The sequence below is a fragment of the Kitasatospora sp. NPDC057512 genome, assembly GCF_042802135.1.
Classification (GTDB): Bacteria; Actinomycetota; Actinomycetes; order Streptomycetales; family Streptomycetaceae; genus Kitasatospora.
In genome coordinates this window covers 1-7,148 of the sequence record NZ_JBHVET010000448.1, presented here as the reverse complement: position 1 = coordinate 7,148, position 7,148 = coordinate 1, and the positions used below count along the sequence as shown (strand labels likewise).

At 75.4% G+C, this 7,148-nt stretch carries 7 protein-coding genes; 4 read left to right on the top strand and 3 right to left on the bottom strand.

The annotated features are described in order from the left end of the window. The coding region (locus ACFU6K_RS25760) for an SNF2 helicase-associated domain-containing protein (RefSeq protein WP_380666813.1) at nt 1–1,643 on the bottom strand (1,643 nt) is incomplete at its 3' end. A 184-nt stretch (nt 1,644–1,827) separates the two neighbouring features. On the opposite strand from ACFU6K_RS25760, the gene ACFU6K_RS25755 reads away from it, so the two are divergent. Beyond that, entirely contained in the window at nt 1,828–2,442 is a 615-nt protein-coding gene (locus ACFU6K_RS25755) for a YceI family protein (RefSeq protein WP_380666811.1), read from the top strand. 95 nt (nt 2,443–2,537) lie between these two features. On the opposite strand, the gene ACFU6K_RS25750 is transcribed toward ACFU6K_RS25755, so the two are convergent. Continuing rightward, nucleotides 2,538–3,524 carry a LysR family transcriptional regulator gene (locus tag ACFU6K_RS25750; RefSeq protein ID WP_380666809.1) on the bottom strand — a complete coding sequence of 329 codons (987 nt, stop codon included), beginning with the start codon at nt 3,522–3,524 and terminating at the stop codon, nt 2,538–2,540. A gap of 114 nt (nt 3,525–3,638) precedes the next feature. Between ACFU6K_RS25750 and ACFU6K_RS25745 the strand changes: the two genes are divergently transcribed. Together ACFU6K_RS25745 and ACFU6K_RS25740 are read left to right on the top strand one after the other, a co-directional pair. Continuing rightward, nucleotides 3,639–4,982, top strand: coding sequence for an MFS transporter (locus ACFU6K_RS25745; RefSeq protein ID WP_380666807.1), 1,344 nt, complete (start codon nt 3,639–3,641; stop codon nt 4,980–4,982). Nucleotides 4,983–4,991: 9 nt separating this feature from the next. Next, nucleotides 4,992–5,471 (top strand): macro domain-containing protein, encoded by a 480-nt coding sequence (locus ACFU6K_RS25740; protein ID WP_380666805.1) that lies wholly within the window; start codon nt 4,992–4,994, stop codon nt 5,469–5,471. Nucleotides 5,472–5,541: 70 nt separating this feature from the next. Here ACFU6K_RS25740 and ACFU6K_RS25735 read toward each other — a convergent pair whose 3' ends face one another. Further along, entirely contained in the window at nt 5,542–6,114 is a 573-nt protein-coding gene (locus tag ACFU6K_RS25735; RefSeq protein ID WP_380666803.1) for a GNAT family N-acetyltransferase, read from the bottom strand. A gap of 180 nt (nt 6,115–6,294) precedes the next feature. Between ACFU6K_RS25735 and ACFU6K_RS25730 the strand changes: the two genes are divergently transcribed. Beyond that, nucleotides 6,295–7,113, top strand: coding sequence for a TetR family transcriptional regulator (locus ACFU6K_RS25730; RefSeq protein ID WP_380666802.1), 819 nt, complete (start codon nt 6,295–6,297; stop codon nt 7,111–7,113). The last annotated feature ends 35 nt before the right edge of the window (nt 7,114–7,148 follow it).

Sequence of the window (7,148 nt, the reverse complement as noted above, 5' to 3'; positions counted from 1 at the left end):
CGCCCGGCGAGCAGGTCGCCGAGCGGGCCGTCCGCGCGCACCGAGGTGACCGGCAGCCCGGCGACCGTCGCGTCCGGGTCGAGGGCGAGCCGGAGCAGTTCGGTGGCGGCGAGCACGCCGTCGCGCCGGTCGGCGAGGAAGGCGAGGGCGGCGGCGATCTGAGCCGGGTCGGCCTCCAGCCAGGTGCCGCGCACCCGGACCAACCCCTGCTTGGCGGCGGCGAGTTCGGCCAGTTCGCGCTCGGTGAGCGGCTCCCCCTCCGGGCCGAGCGCGGCCTGCCACCGGAAGGCGACCACGGCGTCCCGGTCCACCTGGCTGGTGACCGCGAGCGTGCCGGGCGCGGGCGGGGTGGTGGCGCGCAGGGCGAGCCCGAGCCGGGGGCGGCGGCGCCACCAGGCGGGCAGCAGCACCCCGAAGCCGCCCTCGGCGAGGGCGGGCGCGGCGGTACGCAGGAAGTCCAGCGCACCGGCCCGGTCGAGCGGCAGGGCGGACGGGCGGGAGCGGTGGCGCAGCCCCTCCAGGGCGGGCCAGCGGTGGGCGGCGCGGGCGAGTTCGGCGACCAGGACGTCGACCGGGTCGGCGGCCTTGCGGGCGAGCGCGGCGTGGGCGGCGCCGCCCTCGTGCAGGTCGGCGGCGCGGACCAGCAGGGAGGGCTCGTCCACGGCCTGGAGCAGGAACTCCAGCCGCCAGGCGTCGTCGGAGGGGCGGCCCTCGGGGTCGTCCTGGTCGGGGCCGAGCGGCTCGACCAGGCGGAAGCAGAGCCGCAGCGCCGGGTCGACGGGCTCGGCGGCGGCGTACCAGGCGCCGAGCCGGCGGCGCAGTTCGGCGACCTCCCCGGCCGGGGCGCCGTCGATCCCGCCGTCGGGGGTGGTGAGGGCGTGCAGCCAGCGTTCGGCGACGGCCTCCCCCGGCGCGGGGAAGGGGGTGTCCGCCAGCGCGGCGCGGGCCTCGGCGTCCACCAGTGCGCCGAGGGCGGCGCCCAGCAGCGCCTCGCCGCCGCCGGGGCCGTGCGGCCACTCCCCCAGCAGGACGGGCGGGCAGCCGGCGGCCAGGGCGGCGGCCTCGCGGCGCCCGGCCGGGGTGGGGTCGGGCAGCCACCGGGCCTGCGTCCGGCCGTCGGCGGCGGTCACGGGCAGTGGCAGCACCCGGCCCCGGCCGACCGTCCGCCAGGCGAGGTCGTGCACCCCGGTGAGCCAGCGCAGCGAGGGACCGTGGACCACCTCGACCCGGCCGGCACCGGGCAGGTCGGCGCCGGTGACGGCCCAGACCGGGTCGAAGACCTCGCCGAGCAGCTGGGCGGCGGCCCCGGCGTCGAAGAGCAGCGCCGGGACCCGCCAGGGGGTGAGCACGGCGCCGCCGCGCGGCGGGGTGACCGGCAGGTCGGGCGAGGGCGCGGGGACGGTGCCGACGGTGGGCAGCAGCAGGGTGGCCCAGCGCTCGGGGGCCTGCCCGGCGAGCCAGCCGAGGCCCGGGCCGATGCCGCCGAGCACGGCGGCCAGCTCGCCGGCCGGGCAGGCGTAGGGGTGGGCGCGCGGGGCGGGCCGGTCGGGGTGCGGCTCGGGGGCGCCGGGGTGGGCGCGGGCGTCCTCGGCCCAGAGCGCCAGCCGCCCGTCCGCCCGCCAGAGCGCGTGCAGGACGAACATCGGGGGCCTTCCGGGCGGGGTGGGAACCGTCCTTCGCAGCCTAACCGGGAGGGCCGACAGGGCCGGTCCGCTGAGCCGTTCGGGGGAAGCCCGAAAGTCTTGGTTGAAAGTTGAACGAAGTTGCCCTACGCTGGAGCCAACAAGTTGAAGCCTAAACAACTGGCTTCGAACCAAGGAGGAAGCCATGGGCCTGTTCAACCGCACCAAGACCGTCACCGCCCCCGCCGCGGCCACCGTCCGGACCCCGGCCGGCCCGGACCTCGCCCACCTGACCGGCGACTGGACGATCGACACCACGCACAGCGAGATCGGCTTCTCGGTCCGCCACGCGATGGTCACCAACGTCAAGGGCCGCTTCACCGAGTACGACGGCACGCTGCACCTGGACGGGACCCACCCGGGCAACTCCACGGCCGAGCTGGTGATCAAGGTCGCGAGCATCGACACCAACCAGGCCCAGCGCGACGAGCACCTGCGCACCGGCGACTTCTTCGCCGCCGACGCCCACCCGGAGATCCGCTTCCGCAGCACCTCCGCCCAGCTGGTCCACGGGGACTCGTACCGGATGACCGGCGACCTCACCATCAAGGGCACCACCCGCCCGGTCGTCCTGGACCTGGAGTACACCGGCAGCGCCACCGACGCGTACGGCGCCAACCGGGTCGGCTTCGAGGGCAAGGCCGTCCTCGACCGCACCGAGTTCGGCCTGACCTACAACGCCGCGCTGGAGACCGGCGGCGTGCTGATCGGCGAGAAGGTCAAGCTCAGCTTCGACATCTCCGCCGTCAAGGCGGCCTGAGCCGGACTCCCCCGCCGCGGCCGGCCTCGCCCCGCCGCGGGCCGCCCCTGAGCACCGTCCCTGCCCCTCCCCCCGGGGGCAGGGGCGGTTTTCGCCTACCCCGGGGGCAGCAGCGCCGCGTCCGCCGCGGGCAGCCAGCCGCCCGACGGACGCCGCAGCCAGCCCTCGGCCGCGCCGAGCGCACCCGCCGCGGCGGCCAGCGCCCGCAGCCCCGGGCGCCGCTCGCCGGGCCGGTGCACCAGGCTGACCAGGCTCAGCGGCACCGGCTCCACCAGCGGCACGTTCACCGTCCCCGGGATCCGCGGGCCGCCGACCGTGGTCAGCATCGGATCGCCGTGCCGGGCGAGGTAGCGGGCGGTCTCGTCCACGCCGACCGGCGGCGCGTACGGCGCGGCCGCCGTCAGGCCGTGCTCGCGCAGCAGCCGGGTGCCGAGGTCGGTCCACTCGGTGGTGGCCGGGTTGCCCGCGCAGACGTCGACGGGGTGCCCGGCCAGGTCGGCCAGGCGCAGGACGGTGCGGCCGGCCAGCGGGTGGGTGTCCGCCATCATCACCGAGATCCGCTCCAACCGCACCGGCAGCTGGGCGAGTTGGCCGCGCACCGGGGCCGGCAGCCCGGCGAAGCGACCGAAGGAGGCGTCCAGCCGGTGGGCCAGGAGCTCCACGGCGGCCGCGGCCAGTCCGCCGTGGAAGCGGGCCAGCAGTTCGCCCTCCGGCCAGGTGGCACGGGCCCGTTCGAGCACCCGGTCGGCGGTGAGGTCCGGGCCGGTGACGTCGCTGTTGAGGTCGAGCAGCAGCGGCCGGGCGGCGGCCCCGGCGCCGGTCGCCGCCTCGGCGAGGATCTCGTCGTGCAGGGCGAGGAACCGGCGCGCCCGGGGCAGCAACCGCCGCCCGGCCGGGGTGAGTTCGACGCTGCGGGTGGTGCGGGTGAACAGCGCGTCGCCGAGCAGCCCCTCCAGGGTCCGGACGTCCCGGCTGAGCGCCTGCTGGGCGGTGTGCAGCCGCTCGGCGGCCCGGCCGAAGTGCAGGGTCTCGGCGGTCGCGACGAAGCCGCGGAGCAGACGGGGGTGCAGGTCACGGGGCATGGGCGGCAGATTAACAACAGGGTGTTGTGAGTGCGGCGAAACAGGTGTTGGACGGCCGCCCGCCGCCGGCACCAGGCTGGGGGCACCCCCTTCCCGCCTGCTCACAGGAGCCCGATGCCCTCGCGCGCCCTCCTCACCTCCTACCGGCGGCTGTTCGCGGCCCCCGGCGCCGTCGCCTTCACCCTGACCGGGCTGCTCGGCCGGCTGGCGCTGTCGATGAACGGCGTCGCACTGGTGGTGCTGCTCTCCGAACGGCGCGGCTCGTACGGGCTGGCCGGGGCGGTCTCGGCGGCCGGCCTGGTCACCGGCGCGATCGGGATGCCGCTGATCGGGCGGCTGGTGGACCGGTACGGGCAGGCCCGGGTGACGGTACCGGCCGCGCTGTACAACGCCGTTCCGCTGGCCGGCCTGCTGCTCTGCGTCCGGCTCGGCGCACCCGACTGGACACTCCTCCTCTGCTCCGCGGCCTGCGCGGCGGCGCCCAACCTCGGCGGCATGGCCCGCTCCCGCTGGGCGCACCTGCACCGGGACGACCCGGCCGCCCGGCACCTGGCCAACTCCTTCGAGCAGGCGCTGGACGAACTCTGCTTCATGGCCGGGCCGGTGCTCGCGATGGTGCTCTGCACCGCGCTCGCCCCGGAGGCCGGACTGATCACCGCGGGCGCCCTCGGCACCGCCGGCGCCCTGCTGTTCGCCGCCCAGCGGCGCACCGAACCGCCGCTGCCGCCGCCCGTCTCGGCCATCTCGGCCGGCCGGCGGCACGGCTCCCCGCTGCGGGTGCCCGGGCTGCGGGTGCTGGTGCTGACCTTCCTGGCGACCGGCATGGTCTTCGGCGCGACCGAGATCACCACCGTGGCGTACGCCGACGCGCTCGGTCACAAGGCGTCGGCCGGTCTGCTGCTGGCACTGGTCGCGGCCGGCTCCTGCCTGGCGGGGCTGCTGTTCGGACTGCTGACCCCGCGCCGGGCACCGGGCCCGCGCTTCCTGCTCGGCGCCACCGCGATGGCCGCGGTGCTGCTGCTGCCGCTCGCCGCCGGACTGGGCGGGGCCGGGCTCGGGCTGCTCGGCGTGGCACTGTTCGCGGCCGGCACCGCCACCGCACCGACCATGGTGACCGGGATGACGCTGGTCCAGGAGCTGCTGCCGCAGCGGCAGTTCAACGAGGGGATGGCGATGGCGGTGTCCGGCATCGTGGTCGGCATCTCGGCGGGGGCGGCGCTCGCCGGGACGGTCGCCGAACGGGCCGCTCCGGGCACCGGCTACGCCCTGCCCGCCGTGGCCGCCGGGATCGCGCTGCTGATCGCACTGGCGGGGCGGCGGCACCTGGCAACGCCGAGGACGGCGACGACGGGCGGCGCCTCGGACCGCGCGTCGGATGGCGCGTCGGATGGTGCGTCAGGTGAGGCGGGTTCGGCGGCGGCGGATAATTCCGAGCGGATTGTCAGTGCCTCCCTCTAACGTCGGGGCATGGAGGAAATCACCTACGTCCGAGGCGATGCCACCACGCCGCACGGCAAGGGCGTGAAGGTGATCGCGCACGTCTGCAACGACCTCGGCGGCTGGGGCAAGGGCTTCGTGCTCGCGCTCTCCAGACGCTGGCCCGAGCCCGAGGCGGCGTACCGGCGCTGGCACCGGGAGCGGGCGGCGAACGACTTCGGGCTCGGCGCCGTCCAGCTGGTACAGGTCGATCCGCACGTCTGGGTGGCCAACCTGGTCGGCCAGCGCGGCATCCGGACGGGGCGCTCCACCGGGGTGCCGGTGCGGTACGAGGCGATCGACACCGGGCTGGCCGCGCTGGGCGGGCACGCGCTCCGGCTCGGCGCCTCCGTCCACATGCCGCGGATCGGCTGCGGCCTGGCGGGCGGGCGCTGGGAGCGGGTCGAACCGCTGGTCACCGCCCGACTGACGGACCGGGGCATCCCGGTGACGGTCTACGACCTCGACTGACCGGGCCGCTCCGGCGCCGCCTCCACGTCCACCGATCCGTTCCCACTGATCCGTTCCTGTCGGCCCTTTCCTACCGGTCCGCCGGCTCCGGCCGGTCGGCCCCGGCCGCCACGCGCTCGGCCGGCCAGGCGTACACGTACTCGGGCAGCAGGAATCCGCCGGGGAACTCCCCCTCCTGCGCCCGGACCCGCTCGGCGCCCTCGCGCTCGTAGAAGGCGATCGCGCGGGTGTTGTCCCGCAGCACCTCCAGGGAGAGTGCGGCCCCGGGGTGCCGCTCGGCGACATGGGCGCGGGCCGCGGTCAGCAGCTCGCGGCCGATGCCGCCACCGTTCAGGCCGGGGCGCACGTGCAGGTTGTCGATCAGCACCCCGCCGTCCGGCTGCGGGACGAGGTAGATGAACCCGACCACCGCACCGGCCCGTTCGGCGATCAGGAGCTCGGGCGTGTTCTCCGGCTCCCCGTAGTCGGCGTCCAGGCGCAGTTCCCACAACTCGCGCCGCTGGGCCGCCATCCCGTCGCCCAGCCCCTCCTCCGGGACGATCCCCCGGTAGGTGGTGCGCCAGCTGTGGGCGTGCAGCTCGGCGACGGCCTCGGCGTCCCGCACTCCGCCGTGCCGAATGACGATCTGTCCTGAACTGATCATGTGACCAGCCTCCCACAGAGATGGAGTTGAACATGTTCAACCGTAGCGTCTACAGTTCCACCCAGCTTTTGAACGCGTTCGAAACGTCGGGGGCCATCGTGGTACCGGGTGCGGAGGGGGCATCCGGTGCCACGAACACCGACACCGGATGGAACGTCGTCTCCGGCTAGGCTCGTCCCCGTGGACGACCTGGCAGCGACGAACCGAACGGACGGCGGGAACGGCACGGCCGGGGATCCGGCCGTGCCCGGACCGGAGGGCGGCTCCGTACCGGAGGGCGGGCCCCTGCCCGGCGGCCGGGCACAGCCGAAGACCGACAAGAGTGAGGCGACCCGGGCCCTGATCCTGGAGACGGCCATGCGGCTGTTCCAGGAGCGGGGCTACGAGAAGACCACCATGCGCGCCATCGCCACCGAGGCCGGCGTCTCGGTGGGCAAGGCGTACTACTACTTCTCGGCGAAGGAATTCCTGATCCAGGGGTTCTACGACCGGATGACCTACGAGCACGCGGCCGACGCCAAGCGCCGGATGGCCCACACCCGGGACTTCTCCGAACGGCTGCGGATCGCGCTGGACTCCTGGCTCGACACGGCCGCGCCGTACCACGAGTTCTCCGCGCAGTTCTTCCGCACCGCCGCCGACCCGACCAGCTCGCTGAGCCCGTTCTCCAACGAGTCCCACCCGGCCCGGGCGACGGCGGTCGAGCTGTTCCGCGACGTCCTCCAGGGCTCGGAGCTGGCGCCCAAGCTGGACGCCGAACTGGTCGAGCTGCTGCCGGACGTGCTCTGGCTCTACCTGATGATCGTGGTGCTGTACTGGGTCTTCGACCGCACCCCGGACACCGAGCGGACCAGGGAGTTCGTCCGGCGCTCGACGCCGCTCGCGGCCCGGGTGATCAACCTGTCCCGCTACCGGGTCTTCCGGCCGATCGTCCGCGACGCCAAGGGCCTGATCCAGGACTTCATCCTGCCCACCATCGGCAAGACGGCGGTCAAGTAGCGCCCGCGACAGCGCCGGAGGCCGACCCGCGAACC

Excerpts from the sequence above, each read along its gene's own strand:
- ACFU6K_RS25755 (WP_380666811.1), top strand. The coding sequence starts at position 1,828 with ATGGGCCTGTTCAACCGCACCAAGACCGTCACCGCCCCCGCCGCGGCC.
- ACFU6K_RS25745 (WP_380666807.1), top strand. The coding sequence starts at position 3,639 with ATGCCCTCGCGCGCCCTCCTCACCTCCTACCGGCGGCTGTTCGCGGCC.
- ACFU6K_RS25740 (WP_380666805.1), top strand. The coding sequence starts at position 4,992 with ATGGAGGAAATCACCTACGTCCGAGGCGATGCCACCACGCCGCACGGC.
- ACFU6K_RS25750 (WP_380666809.1), bottom strand. The coding sequence starts at position 3,524 with ATGCCCCGTGACCTGCACCCCCGTCTGCTCCGCGGCTTCGTCGCGACC.
- ACFU6K_RS25735 (WP_380666803.1), bottom strand. The coding sequence starts at position 6,114 with ATGATCAGTTCAGGACAGATCGTCATTCGGCACGGCGGAGTGCGGGAC.